Origin of the sequence: Microbispora sp. NPDC046933 (assembly GCF_040644635.1) — a bacterium.
Classification (GTDB): Bacteria; Actinomycetota; Actinomycetes; order Streptosporangiales; family Streptosporangiaceae; genus Microbispora.
The window spans coordinates 19,809-35,559 of sequence record NZ_JBEYWW010000045.1 but is presented as its reverse complement, the minus strand read 5'-3'; the positions used below and the strand labels follow the sequence as shown (position 1 = coordinate 35,559).

Here is a 15,751-nt window from a genome sequence, read left to right as displayed (position 1 = left end):
CGTCACGTCACTCCCGGACGTGTACTCGCCTTACTCCTCGCCGAGAAGGGAAGGCGCATGGAACATCGGATTCGGGCCTTCGTCGTGGCCGTGGTGACCGCGGCGGCGGCCCTGGTGCCGGTCACCGCCGGGAACGCCGCGGCGGCGACGGCCACCGCCACGTTGTATCGAGTGGGCGGAATCGACTGTGACGGCAGGCCGCAGAACCAGGCCGCCGGAACGGTGACCCTCGAACGTTCCGCCACCGAGCTCAAGGTCACCGTCCAGGTCGACGACACCCAGTACCCCTCGCACACCTTCTCCGTCGAGGCATGGGAGGAGGCGCCCGGCTGCTACCCCGACAACGACCTGCGGGTGAGCGGGGCGGGCCTCACGACGGACTCCTCCGGATCGGGCACCGGGACCTTCACCCTGCCGATGCCCTACACCCAGCGTTTCCCGAACGGCAGCACGGTCGTGCTCGGCGACGGCGCGGGGACCGAGCGCCTGGTCGTGGTCCTGGACAACTCCGGGTCCACCGGTGCCGGTGACTCCTACTCCGCCGGCCCGATCCCGCTCCCCGGCCCGGTCCCGTCCCCCTCCCCCAGCCTCGATCCGGACCCCGACACCGACGGCGACGGGGTGCACGACGGTGACGATCGCTGCCCGGACTCCTACCCCGGGTATCCGGTCGACGGCAACGGCTGCGCCAGGCCGCTGGAGCTGGACTGGACGGTGCCCGACCGGTTCACCGGCGAGCCTGCGACGACGGCCGGGCGCGTCACCCCCGATGCCTACCCGGCCACGGTGAAGGTGGCCTTCCCCGGCAGGGCGGCGTGCGACCCGTCGCTCACCTACACCCTCCGGTACGGCGACGTCACCCGGTCCGGCACCGGCACCTGCGAGTTGCCGGCGGAGTTCCCCTCCGAGGGGCCCAAGGACGTCGAGGTCACCGCGGCCGCCGGCGGCCGCACGGTCTCGTCCGGAGCTCGGACGATCGAGATCGACGACAGGCTCATCGTGCTGCTGGGCGACTCGGTGGCCGCGGGCGAGGGCAACCCGCCCTGGATCGACCGCCGCTGCCACCGCTCGGCCGCGGCCGGCGGGTTCCAGGCCGCGCTCGAGATGGAGAAGTCCGACCCGCGCAGCTCGGTGACCTTCGTCGACCTCGCCTGCTCGGGCGCGACGATCGAGAGAGGGCTGCTCGGCGAGTACAAGGGGATCGACCCGCGCGGCGGGGAATCGCGGGTTCCGCTCCACGCGCAGGTCGACGTGGCGAACGCCCTGGTGGGGGAGAGGACTCCGGACGCCGTACTGCTGTCGGTGGGCGCCAACGACATCGGCTTCGCGGATGTGGCCGCGGCGTGCTTCCTGCCGACGCACTGCGCCAGAAGCAAGGCCGCGCGTGGCCTGGCGGAAGCCCTGGCAAATCTCTCCGAAAGCTATGCCAGGCTCGCCGGCAGGCTGAAAGAGAAACTCGCCCCGAACGGGCAGGTCTACCTCACCGAATACTTCAACCCGCTGCACAATGAGAAGGGCGACTACTGCACGATACTTCCGTTCTGGTCCGCTGACGAATCCAGGTGGGCGGAGGCCGAAGTCGTCACGAAGCTGAACAACGCGGTGCGGGCCGCCGCAGGCGGTAACGGATGGACCTATGTCGGCGGGCTCGCGTCCGATTTCCTGCCGCACGGATACTGCGCCTCTCGTACCGAGAAATGGGTGGTCACCCTCTCGGAGTCCTTGGCCGGGCAATCGGATGAGCATGGAGCTTTCCATCCCAGCCGTGCCGGACAGGACGACTATCGGCGCCGTATCTCCGAGGCGCTCGCGGCCCTGGACGAATGAGCGGGTCCGCCGGGCCCGTCCGCGTCGCCGCGCCCACGCGCGGGCCTCGGCGGCGTCACAAATGGTCGCGAATGACAAGGCATTCCGGAACCGGAGGGTGCGAATGCGGGTGATCGGTGTTCACGGGATCAACCAGCACCGTCGCGAGGCGTCCGAGGTGGCGGCGACATGGCGCGGGGTCCTCCAGCGGGGCCTCGCCGAATCGGGTGCGGTCGCCTCACCTTTCTCCTTCGAGCTGGTCTACTACGCCGATCTGCTTGAGGAGCGGCGCGACGATTGGAAGTGCGGAGACGACTTCAGGGAGATCGACCCCGAGAACGAGCCCGGCCCGGCGGCGCTGCTGGCCGAGTGGCAGGCCGCACTGGCCGGCCAAGGCGCTCCTGACGGAATCAAGGGAGACGTGAGCATCCCCGCCACACCGTTGTGGACGCAGCGTGCGGTGCAGCGGCTGGCCGCCTCTCCGGGGTTGCAAGGCCTGGGCGAAGCCGGCATCCGGCGGCTCGCCAGGCACATGCATGCTTATCTCGCCCATGACGAGGCCCGCCGCCTCATCCTGGAGCGGCTCGACGCCGTTGCGGGAAGCGATCCGGTGACGGTGCTCATCGGGCATTCGATGGGGTCCGTCGTCGCCTACGAGTGGCTGCATACGCCCGCCTCCGCCTCCGTCGGGGCGGGCTGCCTGTTCCTGACACTCGGTTCCCCGCTGGGCTCGTACCCGATCATCCGGCGGCTGCGCCCCGCGCCCGCCTTTCCCCGCGCATGCGAGCAGTGGGTGAATGTGGCGAGCCGGCACGACCCCATCGCCTGGCCCAAGCGGCTCCAGGACGTCTTCGGCCCGCCGTTGGCCGACGAGGCGGCTCCTTTCCGCGCATGGGCACACAGCGCCCGCAGCTACCTGCGCGCACCCGCGACGGTGCGAGTGCTGTCGGAGCGGCTCCGCCGGCCGGACGCGCCCTGCCATGGCTGAGGTGAGGGACGGCTGCGAACGCCATCTGTACATGCTGGTCAGCAGCGCGTACGAGCCGGGCTCCGGCCTGGCCCCGTTGGACCTGGAACAGGAGGTGACCGACGTCCGGGCGGCATTCGAAACGCTGGGATATCCCCGTCACCGTCACCGCATCAACCGCGACCCCTCGGCGAGGGACGCCCAGGACGACTTCCGCGAGTGGCTCGCGACCAAGGGACCGGACGACGTCCTCGCGGTCTACGTGACGGGGCACGGCGGGTTCAAGGAACTCGCCGACGGCGGTGGGCGGCGGTTCTACGCCTACACCGTCGACTCGGACCGCGCCCGGCCCTCGACGGCGCTCACCATGGCCGACCTGTTGCGGTCGCTCGCCGATCTGGACGCGCAGGACCGGTTCCGCAACCTGTTCCTCGTGCTGGACATGTGCGGGGCCGGGGCCGGGTTGAAAACGGCGGTCGAGGAGATACGGGCCCACCTGCCGGCTCACTTCCTGGAGGCGGGGGAGCGGACGGGCACCCACATCGTCGCCACGGCCCGTGCCGAGGACCTGGCCGGTGTCCGGGTCTTCGCCTCCGCCTTCCGCCAGGTGGTGCAGGCGTGGGATGTCGCCGACCGTACGACGCCGTACCTCGAGCTCGGGGTGCTGGTGGAGCGGATGCGCGAGCACCTGACCGACCAGGTCATGGAGATGGTCACGGTCGGGCAGGTCGGCGGGAACCTCTGTCTTCCCAATCCCCGTCATCATCTGGCGGGCATCGACCCCGTCGAGATGGACGGCTGGTGGGCTCCGCTCGCCCAGGGGACGCCGACCACCGGCGGCGTTTCCCAGCCCTTCCGCTCCGGACGGCGCTGGCTGTTCACCGGACGGCGCAAGGTCAACCGGCGGTTGGCGCGATGGCTGCGGAACCCGAACGACGTTCCCGTGCTGGTGCTGACGGCCTCTCCGGGGTCGGGCAAGAGCACGGTCGTCGCCCGTACCGTCGCCCTCACCGCTCCCGACTTCCGGCGAATGCACGACAGCGAGGCCGGAGAGGCGCCCGAGGACCAGCGGCCTCCCGACGGCTTCACGTTCGCCGACGCCATCTGGGCTCGCCGCCGCAGCGTGCCGGAACTGGAAACCCGCGTGCGCAGGGCGTTGCGTCTCGATGCGGGACAGCCGCTGGCCGACCTCTACTACCGCTCCCCGGAGCAGGACCCACCGGTGATCGCCTTCGACGCGGTGGACGAGGCGGACGAACCGCATCGCCTCGCTAGAGAGGTGATCGGGCCGTTGGCCCAGGCCGCCCAGCGCGGGGTGGTCCGCCTGCTGGTGGCCACCCGGCGCCAGCCGGTCGACTTCCACGCGGGGGAGGGCGCCGAGGGCAGAGCACGCCGTGACGACCTCCTGCCGCCGATCCTGGCCGCCGGTGATCACGAGTTGGTCGACCTGGACGACCTGAACGGCGGATGGTTGGCACGCGGCGACATGGCGGCGTATGTCGGCCTGCTGCTCGCCGACCCCGTGAACGACAACGGGCAGCGCAACCCCTACGCCACCGACGAACAGGCGCGCCGCAGGCTCGCCTGGGCCATCGAACAGCAGGCTCGCAACATCTTCCTGCTCGCCGGCCTGGTCGCGCGCAAGCACACCAACGATCGGGCCGTTGTCGATCCCACGACCGCCGCATGGCGCAACGGCTTCCCGCGCACCATCGGTGAGGCGTTCACCGCCGAACTCGAGGCCGCCTTCGGCCAGGGCGGCTTCCACCGGATCCACTCACTGATGCGGCCGCTCGCGTACGCCCAGGGCGCCGGGCTTCCGCGCGAGCACGTCACAGATGGTGATCTATGGGCCTATCTGGCCACTCGGCTCAACGACGAGGGCGAGCGGTACACCGCCGAGGACGTGGACGCCCTGCTGGCACATCGGATCTCCACCCACCTGATCGGCATGCTGGACCCCCATGGCGAGCCCGTCTACCGCTTCCATCACGACGCCTTGGCCCGTCACTTCACCAGCCCCCCGGCTGAGGCGGTCGCGAGACACCGGCAGACGGCCGCCGCCCTGACCGGCACGCTCGACACCCCCGAGGGGCGCGACTGGAGCCGCGCCGGCCGCTACCTGCGACGATCCCTGCCCGCCCATGCCGCTCTCGGCGGCGTCCTGCCCGACCTGGCTCATGATCCCGGCCTGTTCGCGGAATGCGACCCCGAACCCCTGCATGCCGCGTTGGGCTCTTCGCCGGAGCTGCGGCCACTGCAGCGCGTGTTGCGCCCGGTGCTGCACCGCCTCCCTGATCTCGGTCCGCCCGGCCGCGCCTTCCTGATCGGCCTGCTCGCCCGGTCACGGGGCTCGCTCCGTCCGCTCGCCGACCTGCTTGAGCGGTTCTCGGGGGCGCCGGTCACCTGCGTCACCGCCGCCTTCCGGATACGGGACGACCACCTGGTGATGTTCGATCGGGATGTCTGGGTGAACGCCGTCGCGACCGCTCGTGACCACACAGGCGAGCCGCTGGGCCTGACGGCTTCCGGTCCCATTCTCGAGGCGTGGGACCCCGCCGACGGCACCCTCCTGAACGCGCTGCCCGGGCACGCTGACATGATCAGCGCCCTGACGCTGTTCACCGACCACGCCGGATTCCCCGCCCTGGCCAGCGCCGACCTCGGGGGAACCGCCCTGACCTGGGATCTGATCTTGCGGGGCCACCCGATCAGCCGATGGCCGGTTCCCCGGGGACTGACGTGTCTGGCGGCCGGCCGGATCTCCCGCGACCGGCCGTTCCTCGCCGCCGCGAGCCAGACCGAGATCGCGGTCTGGGAGCCCGCGATCGACGCGCACCGCGGCGTCCGGACGCACGAACCGCCGGGATTTCCCGTCACGTCCATCGCCGTCGTCGCGGGCCCCCATGAGAGCGACCTGGTCGGCGTGGCGGCCGGAGACACTGTCCGGATCTGGGATGCCGCAAGCGGCCTGCACGTGACCGACCTCCCTTTTCCCGGTGCCCTCAACCTCAGGGTGCAGGGCGGCCGGGGATACCTGCTGATCACTCACGGCATGACCGAGGGACACTGCGTGCTCTGGGACGCCGCCGGCGGGGTGCTGCGGGCCCTGCCGGGGGACGACGTTCTCACCTGCGCGGAATTCGGCGAGGACGAGCGGGGACGGCCGTATCTGGCGGGCGGCTACCTGCACGGCTCGGTGCGTCTGTGGGATCCGGCCACCGGCACGCTGACAGCCACGCTCCTCGACGAGGGTCCGACGATCAACGAGGTGGTGGTGACATCGCAGGGCGTCCCCCTGGTCGCCGCACTGGACGCCTTGGGTGTGATCCACGTCTGGGAGGCCGGCACCGGACGCAGAACCGCGGTCCTTCCCGACGCTCAGAACGTGCGCCCGCTGCTCGGCCCGGCCATGGCCTTCGGCAGGCACCGTGACGGCGAAGCGTATCTGCTCACAGGCGGTGCCAGACAGGCTCGCATCTGGGACCTGTCCGCAGCGGAACACGAGCTGGCTGAGCACACGCACCGCGGCCCGGTCGCCGGGCTGACCGTCGTCCGCCTGGCCGGGGGTGCGCACGTGGTGACGGCCGGGAAGGACGCCACGATCCGAGTCTGGAACCCCGTGAAGGCGGCACTCCGCGGGCAGCCCCTGCCCGCCGTCCCCGACGAGACCGCGGAACTCGTCACCTGGTCCGGACCCCACCTGGCCTACGCCTCCGAAGAAGGCGTACGGATCCTCGATCTCGAGGCCGGCGTGCAGCGCCGTTTCATCCAGGGGGAAAGCCCGATCGCCGGCGCGACCTCCCGGACCGGGCGGCGACTGCTGGCCGTGGTCCGGGACGGCGCCGTGCGGGTGCACACGCCCGTGACTCCTCCGTCCCCTGAAGAGGACGGCTTCTCGCTTTCCCCGGCCGAGGTAGCCGGAGTAGGCGACGGCGAAGCCCTGACCGATGCCCCTTCTGGGCACGCGAAGACGGTATCAGGGAAGCGATTCCCCTGCCGGATGAATCCGGCAGTCCCCTCGCTAGATCTGATGGACGACGATCCGCCGTTCACGCTCACCGGACCCGCCAGTCGGATCATCCGTCTTCACTTCGGTCGCATGTCCGACGGCGGGCTCTTCCTCGTCGCCGGAACCGACCGGCTTGTTCCTCAGGGAACGGTGACCACCGCCTGGCTCTGGCCCTGCGAGCCGGTGGGGCCGGGGATCGAGTTGCCCGGCCACGCGGGTGCGATCACCACACTGGCTTCGGGAGACGAGGCTTGTCCTTTCGTGGCGACCGGCAGCCGCGGGGGCACGCTCCGCTGCTGGGACCCGGGCTCGGGAGAGTTGCGGCACGACTTGTCGCGCGGGACCGATGAGTGGATCATCGGCCTGGCCGGAGGCAGGCTACGGGACGGCACGCCACTGCTGGCCAGCCTGCACCTCGCGCGAGGCGTGGCCGATCTGTGCCTGTGGAACCCGGTCACCGGGCAGCTCCTGCACACGATTCACCATGCCGGCGGCAACCTGAGTCGACTCCGCTTCGGCATCACACAGGGGGGTGACCCCTTCCTGTGCTGTCTGCATGACGAGACGCTCGAAATCGTATGGCCGGGGCCGCCGCTTCTGCGGGCACAGGTGCCGCTGCCGTCCTCGCCCCGCGGCATGGCCGTCGACAGGGACACCGTCTACCTCGAGTGCAACGGCGGAGTGCTCGGACTCAAAGTGGAGCCTGGCTACGGGGTGCGGACGGCTCCGCACGGCGGTGAGGGCCCGTGCTGACCTGTCAGGTCTCCGTCGCAGCGGTTCCTCGGATGGCAGGAGCCGCCGCGGACAGGTGATGGGTGGACCCGCCGGACGGTCCGGTCCAGCGGTCGAGCAACTCCTCGTCGTGGGTGACGGCCAGCACTCCGGCCCCCGATTCGAGGCGGTATGCCTCCAGCCGCGCGACGAGATGGGCCTGGGTGGACGCGTCGAGCATGGTGGTCATCTCGTCGCAGATCACGTAACGGGGTCGGAGAGCGAGGCTCCGGGCGACGCAGGCCCGCTGGAGCTGACCGTCGGAGACCTCATGCGGGCGGCGGGAGAGCAGTTCGGGCGTGAGGCCCATCTCCTCGGCCAGTTCTCGCGCGCGCTCGACCGGCTGCCCGGTGGCGCGGAGGGGTTCGGCGATCACGTCGAGCACGGTGAAGCGGGGGTCGACGGCGAGCCGGGGCTGCTGGAATATCAGTGCGACCTGACCGCGCAGCTCGCGCGGGACGCGGTGGCGCCAGCGGCGGACGCCCACGCCGTCGACGGTGAGCCGACCGGCGGCGGGTTTCAGCAGCATGGCGAGCACGCGGGCGAGTGTGGACTTCCCGCAGCCGCTCGGCCCGGCGAGTCCGGTCACCCGTCCGGGCGGCACCTCTATTCCGACGCCGCCCAGCACCCGCCGGCGGCCGTAGGAGACGACGACGTCCTCAGCGCGCAGCATGGTTCTCCAGAGGATGATGGCAGGCCACCCGGCCGGAGCCGAGCGGCTGGGGCAGCCGTTCGCAGTCGTCGGTGGCCCTGGCGCAGCGCGGCCGGAAGGCGCACCCTTCGGGCAGGTCGCTGAGCTCGGGCGGCTGGCCGGGGATGGCGGCGAAGCCCCGTGAGGGCAGCGCGTCCAGCAGCCCCGCGGCGTACGGATGACGAGGCCGCGTGAAGAAGTCCGCCGCCGGTTCGACGGACAGGATGCGGCTGGCGTACATGACCGCGACGTGGTCGGCGACCTGCTGCGCCGCACGCAGGTCGTGAGTGATGAGCAGGACGGCCCTGCCGTCGTCGGCGAGGCGGCGCAGCTCGGTCATGGTCGCGTCGACGAGGGGCCGGTCGAGACCGCTGGTCGGCTCGTCGGCGATGATCAGCCACGGGTCGCCGGCGAGGGCGATCGCGTTGACCACGCGCTGCGCCATCCCGCCGGAGAGCTGGTGGGGATACAGGTCGAGGTCCGGCGGGCGCAGACCCGCCCGCTCGGCCAGCGCGTCGGCCCGATCGGGGTTGCCGAGCTCGCGCAGGGCCTCGGTGAGCTGGGCGCGCGCTGTGCGCACCGGGGTGAGATGCGCGGCGGGACTCTGCGGGACGAGCCCGACGCGGCGGCCCCGTATGGTGCGTGCGAGGACCTTCTCCGGTGCCGCGACCAGATCCACGGGGGGTGCGTCGCCGGACTCCAGCCAGGCGGCGCCCTCGACCGAGGCGTTGCCGGGGAGCAGCCCCAGGAGGGCGTGGGCCATCACGGACTTGCCGCAGCCGGATTCTCCGACGAGGGCGACGCACTGACCGCTTCGCACCTCGAAGTGGGCGTCGGTGACGGCCCGCACGGTCGCGCCGGGTAGGTGGAAGCGGACCGACAGGCCCTCGACGCGGAGGCGGGGGAGAGGTGTCACAGCTGCAGCTCCGATCGCCGACGCGGGCTGGATCGGTCGCGCCCGTACTGGGCGAGCGCGGAGATCGCCAGGGTCGGCAGGAAGATGAACAGGCCGGGGAACAGCGAGGCCCACCAGTTGCCGGCGAGCAGGGAGCGGGCGCCGTCGTTGATCATGTTGCCGAGTGAGGCGAGGTGGGGCGGCAGTCCCAGGCCGAGAAAACTGAGGGCGGTCTCGTGCCAGACGGCGTGCGGGACCATCAGCACCGCGGCGAGCGTGATGTGCGGTGTCAGGTGAGGCAGGAAATGGCGGCGCACGATCCGCAGCCGGCCCGATCCGCCGCCGATCGCGGCGTCGACGAACGGCCGGGCGCGCAGGGTCAGGACCTCGGAACGCACGATCCTCGCCGCGGTCATCCAGTGGGTGAGCGCGACCGACACGACGACGGCGGTGGTGCTGGGGGTGAACAGCGCGACGATGAAAATGCCGAACAGCAGGTGCGGCACCGAGTTGAAGCCGTCGACGACCCTCATGATGAGCCGGTCGAGCGTTCCGCCGGCCGCTCCGGCGGCGAGCCCGGCCAGGGTGCCGATGGTGACGGAGACGGCGGCCGCGGCGAGACCGACGAGCACGGAGACGCGCAGGCCGTACACCGCGCGCAGCAGGACGTCGCGGCCCACCTCGTCCGTGCCGAACGGATGCGCGAGCGAGGGCGGCAGCGAGGCGGAGTGAAGGTCGACCAGTTGCTGGTCGAGCCTGGCGAACGCCGGCACGAGGACCACGGCGAGGCAGAGCAGCGCCAGCGTCACCGCGGCGCCGCGCGGGAAGCGGCGACGGGCAGGCGTGAGCCCACCCGGCATGGAGCGAAGCTCTTCTCGCGTCGCCATCAGCTCACTCCCAGGACCCGCACCCGCGGGTCGGCGATCACGTACGCGGTGTCGGCGAGCAGGTTGCCGGCGACCACCGCCAGGGTTGCCAGCAGCGTGAGCGCGGCGAGCAGCGGAAAGTCCGCGGCGAGCGCCGCCTGCACGGACGCGGAGGCCACTCCGGGCCAGGAGAAGACGGTCTCGACGAGGATCGCCCCGGTGACGAGCTCGGGCACGCGGGCTCCCAGCAGGGTGACGAACGGCAGCAGCGCCGACCGCAGCGCATGGCGGACGACGACCGTGCGTTCGCGCAGGCCACGGGCCCGGGCGCCGATGACGAAGTCCTCCCGCAAGGTCGTGATCAGCGACTCGCGGACGAACAGCACCAGCCATGAGGACTGCGAGAACGCGAGGACGGCCACCGGGAGGATCATGTGGCGGAGCACGTCGGCGGGCGCCACCGTCCCGGAGGCCGCGTCGGTGAGCCCGCCGGGAGGCAGCCATCGCAGCTTCACGGCGAATATCCAGATCACGATGAGCGCGGTCCAGAACACCGGAGCCGCTTCGTTGGCGTAAGCCGTGCCGCTGATGAGCCGGTCGGCCCAGGAGCCACGACGCCAGGCCGCCAGGGCTCCCAGCACGAGGCTCCCGGCCAGCATCACGACGGTGGCGCAGCCGACCGCGAGCAGGGTCCACCCCAGCCGTTCCCCGATCAGCTCGGCGACCGGCCGGTGCATGCTCCGTGACTCGCCGAGATCGCCCCGGAGCAGGTTGCCGAGCCAGGTGAGATACTGCTCGGCCAGTGGCCGGTCCAGACCCCAGTTGGCCCGTATCCGCCGGGCGATCTCCGGACTCGTGGTCACCGCCCGATCGCCGAGATACTGCCGCACCGGATCGAAGGGCGAAGCCTTTGCCAGCACGAACATCCCCAGCGTGACGACCAGGAGCAGCGGCGCGGTGAACGCCAGCCTCCATGCCGCCATCCGTCCCAGGGCGCGCGTCATGCGGCGGGCTTCCACTCGGGCAGGGTGCGGAACAACCCGCCGGTGGCGTGCTCGTGCGCTTCCACGGCCGGAGCGATGCCGGTCCACTTGCCGCGCACGACGTAGACGTGCTGGAGATACACCAGATAGGCCCAGACCTCGTCGTCGCGGATGCGCTGCTGAAAGGCGTCGTAGGTCTGCTTGCGCACGGCCGGGTCGGCCTCCGCCCGCCCCTTCTCCAGCAGGGCGTCGACCTCCGGCTCCTTGTAGTGGCCGGGATTGAACAGGCCCTGGCCCGAGAAGCGGGAGTGGAACGTCTCGAAGTTGGTGTAGTCGGGGTCGTACGGGCTGCCGTACCCCATGATGAGCGCGTCCTCGGCCATGCGAGGTTCGATCGCGTCCCAGTCCAGCCCCGCCAGCCGTACGTCGACACCGATCTTCCTGGCGTCCGATGCGACGGCGAGGGCGAGATCCTTCCGCAGGGAGTCGCCCGCGGGATACATGAGCGTGAAGGAGGCGGGCGTTCCGTCCTTCACCCGGACGCCGCCCGGGCCCGGCTTCCATCCCGCCTGGTCGAGGAGCCTGGCCGCCTGGGCGCGGTCGGGGGTGGGCGCGCCGTCCACGGCCGGATTGTGCCAGGTGGTGCCGGGCGCGACGGGACCGAAGGCGGGCCGGCCGGCACCCGCGAGGATGGTGCCGACCATGGCCGAGCGGTCCAGCGCCAGGCTCAGCGCCTTGCGGACGGCCTTGTCGCCGGTGACCGGCGCGTCCAGGGGGAACATCACGCCGCGGTAGTCCGCGCTCGGCACCCTGTGGACGGTCAGGCCGGCCTGGCCCTCGAACCGGGCGGCCGCCTTGGGCGGCAACTCGGTGGCGTCGAACTCGCCCGCCGCCATCCGGGTGGCGCGCACGTTGTCGTCGGCCGAGTACGCCACGACCAGGCGTTTGATCGCCGGGGCGCCTCCCCAGTACGACGGGTTGGCCTCCAGAACGACCTTGTCACCCGGAGTCCAGGACACGAAACGGTACGGCCCCGTTCCGACGGGCCTGGTGTTGAACGCGGCCTTGTCCAGGCTCCGGCCCTGCAGCAGATGCCGCGGCACGATGCCCAGCGTGGCGCGCTGCAGGATCGGCGCGTAGGGGTGCTTGAGATGGAACACCACCGTGGCCGGATCGGGTGCTTCGACGGACTCGATCGCGGTGTAGTCACCCCGGATGCTGGAGTTGTTCTTCGGGTCCAGCACGGCTTGGTAGGTGTAGGCCACGTCGTCGCTGGTCAGAGGCGTGCCGTCGTGGAACCGCACGCCCTCGCGGAGGGTGAAGGCAACGGTCGTCCCCTTGACGTCGGGCACTCGTTCGGCCAGCGCCGGCGCCAGCGTGAGGTCCGCGTTACGTCTGACCAGACCGTCGAACAGCAGGCCCCCGCCATCGGGTTCGTAGCCGAGCACCGGGTTCAGTGTGTCCGGCTCAGAGGAGAGACCGAGGACGAACGTGTCCCTCGTCCCCGGACTGCTCGGCGAGGTGCCGGGTGACGCCGGTGCCGAGCAGGCGGCGGACAGGCCGAGGGCCGCCACCAGGCCGAGCCGGGCGAGGGTGACGAACCGGGCACGGAGGATCTTCATGGGGCGAAGGTAGAGCGCCCACGGCCCTTATTGCAAGTTATTCGCAACTGCGACACTATGGCGGCTGGCTCACTGAGGTGTGTGGACTGCAGGGATGTCGTTTCGGCAGGCGCACACGCTCGGCGCCTGTTCAGACGGAGCGCGCGAGATCGGCCTCGACGGCGCCTGCGCTGCGGTCAGCTGGAGCACCGCGCCAGGGATGGATGGCCTGCTTCCATCGCGCGGAGCTGTCGCAACGGCTGCGGGGGCTGGATAAATGGGGTGGTGTGAGAGGAGGGCCGGGCGACCCGGCCCTCCTCCTCGATTGTTTGTCAGGAGGTGCCGCCCGTCACCGTGGTGCCGGACCTGGTGATGTAGTAGGTGGTCTTCGCCCCGCTCCAGAAGTGGAAGGTCAGGGTGACGCGGCCATCCTTGACTTCGGCGAAGAAGTCCGGTTTGAGGATGATGCTGTTGGCGTTGTAGTCGGGCTGGAAGTGGTCCCAGAACTGCTTGTACGTGGTCCAGTTGGCCGGCCCGGCGGGGCTGCCGTCGGCGTACCTGGCCTCCATGGTCGCGAGTTGGTCGCCGTGGAACTGGGTGGGGATGGCGAACGAGCTGGTCGTGCCGGTGGCGGCGGCCTGGGTCGGCGGGTCGGAGGCGATGATGCCGATCGGCCACGGCGCGCCCTGGGAGAAGCGGGCCTCGATGGTGGCGTTCACGCCGTAGGCCCGGTTCCCGGCCGGCCGGGTGAGGGCCGCCGCGGTGAGGGTCAGCGTGTCGCCGGACACGGTGTAGTCGGCGCCCTCGGCGAGGCTGGTGTCGCCCTGTCGCAGGCCCTGGAACGTAGTGCCGTTGAGGTTGAGCGTGAGCGTCTTGCTCGTGATCGCACCGCTGCGGGGCACGTACACCTGATCGGACGAGGCCGTGCCGGAGCGCGTGGTCCAGCTGCTCTTCATCAGGTCGTAAATGCCCTGGTCGCGCCAGCGCAGCTCGTTGCGGTTCAGGAACTGACCCGCGTCCCAGAGCATTGTGGTGAGCTTCCGGATGCGGGCGTGATAGCCGACGGCCTCGATGAACTTCAGGAATTCGCCGCGTTCGATGCTCCCGGGCCGGGTGTGGTCGTAGTTGAGCAGCGCCCATTCTCCGATGATCACGGGGATCCCGTGGGACACGAACGTGTTGTACACCCGGTCGAAGCTGCCGACGAGATCCTGCTCGACGTTGGTGTCGTACCGGGTGCCGCCGGCGATGTTGACGCTGAACGGCCACCACCCGTAGAAGTGCACGGTCGCGGCGAGGTTGGGGTCGCGCAACTGGTTGAAGGTGGTCATCAGCGCGTCCAGCCGGCCCTGGTCGGCGTTGGTGTTCAGGGTGGGCAGCACGAGCAGCCGCGTGGCGTTGCCGCCCCCGGACTCGCGCACGAGGTGGACGAACTCGGTGTTGAGCTCGTTCAGCACCTGGTAGTTCTCGTCGTCTCCCGAGGTGCCGGTGAACTGCGGCTCGTTGATGCTCTCGAACACCGGCTTCGGCGAATGGTCGCGGAACGTGCCGGCGATCTGCCTCCACAGCGCGGTGTACCTGTTCATCACGGTCGTACGGTCGCCGGGGTACCCGTTGATCCACTGCCAGGAGTCGTGATGCAGGTTGATCATCACGTAGAAGCCCTCGGCCAGGGACCAGTCGACCACCTGGCGGATGCGGTTCAGCCAGGCGGCGTCGATGGTGTAGTCAGGCGCGGGACCATGGTGGTTGCTCCAGGTCACCGGGATCCGGATGCTCTTGAACCCCTGGGACCGCACGTGGTGGAGCAGGGCCTGGGTCGTCGGCGGGTTGCCCCACGACGTCTCGTCGGGGATGGCGTCGAAGGTATTGCCCAGGTTCCAGCCGGGTTGCATCGCGGCCACCGTGGCCATCGCGTCGCCCGGCTGCGGCGACGGTGAGGGGGACGAAGACGGACTGGCAGACGGGGACGGGGATGGGGACCGCGACGGACTGGCTGAGGGCGACGGGCTGGCTGAGGGTGACGGGCTGGGAGACGGCGAGGCGCCGGTGCCTCCGCTGCACGTGACGCCGTTGAGCGTGAACGCGGCCGGTGCGGTGTTGCTGCCGGACCACGACCCGTTGAAGCCGAAGGAGACCGTCCCGTTGGCCGCGATGGCCGCGTTGTAGCTCGCGTTCGCCGCGGTGACCCGCGCGCCCGACGAGGTGATCGTCGCGTTCCACGCCTGGGTGACCTGCTGGCCCGAGGGGAACGCCCAGGAAAGTTTCCAGCCGTCGACCGGGTCACCGAGGTTGGTGACTGTCACATTTGCGGTGAAACCGCCCGGCCGCTGAGCCGAGACCGCGTACGCCACGCGGCAGCTCACGGCCGCCTGGGCGGCGACGGCCATCGTCATCCCCGCCGCCAGCAGCACGGCCAGGGTGCCGACGACCATGCTCACCCGCAGCCGAGTGGCGCAACTGTCGGAGGCGGAGCGCGACCAGCTCAGGGCCAAAGGCATCCCGTTCGTCGTCTTCGACCCGACCACCGAGTTGCCCGATGACGTGCCCTTCGTCGGCGCCACCAACTGGCGGGGAGGCCGCTCCGCGGCCCGCCACCTGATCGAGCTGGGACACCGGCGCATCGCCATGATCGGCGGACCGGAGGACGTGTCGTGCTTCCGCGCGCGGCTGGCAGGCTACGGCTCGGCGCTGGAGGCGGCGGGACTGCCGGTGGACCCCAGCCTGATCGTCCACTCTCCGCTCACCCGCGAGGACGGCTGCGCCGCGGCGCGGGAGCTGCTGACCCGCCCCGATCCTCCCACGGCCATTTCCGCCGCGAACGACCTGCAGGCGCTGGGCGTCTACAAGGCGGCGCGCGAGCTCGGCCTGCGTATCCCGGACGACCTGAGCGTGGTGGGCTTCGATGATCTGCCGGTCGTGGCCTGGGTCGACCCGCCGATGACCACCGTCCACCAGCCGCTCACCGAGATGGCGGCGGCGGCGACGGAGCTGGCACTGGCTCTCGGACGGGGCGAGCAGCCGCCACAGGTCGGCCTGGAGATCGCCACCACGCTCACCATCCGCGACAGCACGGCTCCCCCCAGAATCTGAGGTGCGCTGACAGCCAGGAGGCGTCGAGGCGTTCCCGCCCGCGACGCGGTGTCCGAACCTGGGCGG

10 protein-coding genes are annotated in these 15,751 nt (G+C 70.8%); 4 read left to right on the top strand and 6 right to left on the bottom strand.

The window, feature by feature from the left end:
- The first annotated feature begins 57 nt into the window (after positions 1-57).
- The 3 genes from ABZ857_RS38695 (at position 58) to ABZ857_RS38685 (ending at position 7,538) form a co-directional block, all read left to right on the top strand.
- Positions 58-1,827, top strand: coding sequence for an SGNH/GDSL hydrolase family protein (locus ABZ857_RS38695; RefSeq protein ID WP_357054014.1), 1,770 nt, complete (start codon positions 58-60; stop codon positions 1,825-1,827).
- 109 nt (positions 1,828-1,936) lie between these two features.
- The gene (locus tag ABZ857_RS38690; protein WP_357054011.1) at positions 1,937-2,794 is read left to right on the top strand and encodes a hypothetical protein; all 858 of its coding nucleotides are present in this window, start codon (positions 1,937-1,939) and stop codon (positions 2,792-2,794) included.
- Positions 2,787-7,538: a hypothetical protein gene (locus tag ABZ857_RS38685; RefSeq protein ID WP_357054008.1), complete on the top strand. Its 4,752-nt coding sequence runs from the start codon at positions 2,787-2,789 to the stop codon at positions 7,536-7,538. The genes ABZ857_RS38690 and ABZ857_RS38685 overlap by 8 nt, the downstream gene beginning before the upstream one ends.
- A 4-nt stretch (positions 7,539-7,542) precedes the next feature.
- Here ABZ857_RS38685 and ABZ857_RS38680 read toward each other — a convergent pair whose 3' ends face one another.
- The 6 genes from ABZ857_RS38680 to ABZ857_RS38655 form a co-directional block, all read right to left on the bottom strand.
- On the bottom strand, positions 7,543-8,229 hold the full coding sequence (locus tag ABZ857_RS38680) for an ATP-binding cassette domain-containing protein (protein ID WP_357054004.1): 687 nt from the start codon (positions 8,227-8,229) through the stop codon (positions 7,543-7,545).
- Positions 8,216-9,163, bottom strand: coding sequence for an ABC transporter ATP-binding protein (locus tag ABZ857_RS38675; RefSeq protein WP_357054001.1), 948 nt, complete (start codon positions 9,161-9,163; stop codon positions 8,216-8,218). The genes ABZ857_RS38680 and ABZ857_RS38675 overlap by 14 nt, the downstream gene beginning before the upstream one ends.
- A complete protein-coding gene (locus ABZ857_RS38670) occupies positions 9,160-10,029 on the bottom strand; it encodes an ABC transporter permease (RefSeq protein ID WP_357053998.1) in 870 nt (289 codons plus the stop codon). Before ABZ857_RS38670 ends, ABZ857_RS38675 begins: the two co-directional genes overlap by 4 nt.
- Positions 10,029-11,012, bottom strand: a complete 984-nt coding sequence (locus ABZ857_RS38665) for an ABC transporter permease (protein WP_357053995.1) — start codon at positions 11,010-11,012, stop codon at positions 10,029-10,031. The genes ABZ857_RS38670 and ABZ857_RS38665 overlap by 1 nt, the downstream gene beginning before the upstream one ends.
- Positions 11,009-12,613: an ABC transporter substrate-binding protein gene (locus ABZ857_RS38660; RefSeq protein ID WP_357053992.1), complete on the bottom strand. Its 1,605-nt coding sequence runs from the start codon at positions 12,611-12,613 to the stop codon at positions 11,009-11,011. Before ABZ857_RS38660 ends, ABZ857_RS38665 begins: the two co-directional genes overlap by 4 nt.
- 311 nt (positions 12,614-12,924) lie before the next feature.
- Entirely contained in the window at positions 12,925-15,027 is a 2,103-nt protein-coding gene (locus ABZ857_RS38655) for a cellulase family glycosylhydrolase (protein WP_357054084.1), read from the bottom strand.
- On the opposite strand from ABZ857_RS38655, the gene ABZ857_RS38650 reads away from it, so the two are divergent.
- Positions 15,026-15,685 carry a substrate-binding domain-containing protein gene (locus ABZ857_RS38650; RefSeq protein WP_357053989.1) on the top strand — a complete coding sequence of 220 codons (660 nt, stop codon included), beginning with the start codon at positions 15,026-15,028 and terminating at the stop codon, positions 15,683-15,685. The two genes, ABZ857_RS38655 and ABZ857_RS38650, sit on opposite strands and share 2 nt — an antisense overlap.
- Positions 15,686-15,751 lie beyond the last annotated feature (66 nt).